This is a genomic window from Actinoallomurus acaciae, from assembly GCF_042429965.1.
In the GTDB taxonomy this organism is placed as follows: Bacteria; Actinomycetota; Actinomycetes; order Streptosporangiales; family Streptosporangiaceae; genus Actinoallomurus; species Actinoallomurus acaciae.
This window is the reverse complement of sequence record NZ_JBHLZP010001139.1, coordinates 1-980: the sequence shown is the minus strand read 5'-3', so window position 1 is coordinate 980 and position 980 is coordinate 1. Positions and strand designations below refer to the sequence as shown.

Genomic DNA, 980 nt, shown 5'->3' with positions numbered 1-980 from the left:
GCGGACCAGGTCGCCGGTGCGGTACATCCGCTCCCCCGGCGCCCCGTACGGGTCGGCGACGAACCGTTCCGCGGTCACGCCGGGGCGGCCGTGGTAGCCACGGGCCAGGCCCGAGCCGGCCAGGTACAGCTCGCCGGGCACCCCGGGCGGCAGGTGCCGCAGCGCGCCGTCGAGCACGTACGCCCGGCCGCCGTGGACGGGCCGGCCGACGAGCAGCCGGTCGCTGTCGCCCACCCGGGCGACGAGCGCGTCGACGGTGGCCTCGGTCGGGCCGTAGAGGTTGTACGCCTCGGTGCCGGACAGGGCCGCCAGCTCGGACCAGAAGGAGGGGGCGACGGCCTCGCCGCCGACGCCGACGACGGCGAGCGGGCAGCGGCCCCCGTCCATCAGGCCCGCGGCGGCGAGCTGCGCGAAGTGCGACGGCGTCAGCTCCAGGAAGTCCAGGCGCTCGCGGCGGATCAGCGCGATGAGCTGCTCCGGGTCGCGGCGGACCTCCTCGGTGACCACGTGCACGGCGTGCCCGTCCAGCAGCCACGCCTGCGGCTGCCAGGACGCGTCGAAGGAGAACGACCACGCGTGGCCGACGTTGAGGTGCCGCCGCCCCGTCGCGGCCCTGGCCGGCTCGTACAGGTCGGTCCGGTGGCTGTGGAACAGGTGGACGAGGTTGCGGTGCGTGACCACGACGCCCTTGGGCGTCCCCGTCGAACCCGACGTGTAGATGACGTACGCCGGGTGCGCGGGCCGCGCCGGGGCGAGCCGGTCGGCATCGGTGAGGTCGCGCGGGTCGCCGTCGCCGGGCAGCGAGCCGAGCAGGACCTCGTCGAGGACGAGGACGGGCGCGGCGTCGTCCGTCATCGCGGCGCGGCGTGCCACCGGGTACGCGGGGTCGAGCGGCAGGTAGGCCGCGCCGGCCTTGAGGACGCCGAGGATCGCCATGAGCATCTCGGCGGAGCGGGGCAGCGACAGCGCCACGACCCGCT

At 76.2% G+C, this 980-nt stretch carries 1 protein-coding gene; it reads right to left on the bottom strand.

Annotation, left to right across the window (positions count from 1 at the left end):
* Nucleotides 1–980 (bottom strand): AMP-binding protein (locus ACFFNX_RS51140; RefSeq protein ID WP_378213758.1); only part of this gene is annotated, 980 nt, incomplete at both ends.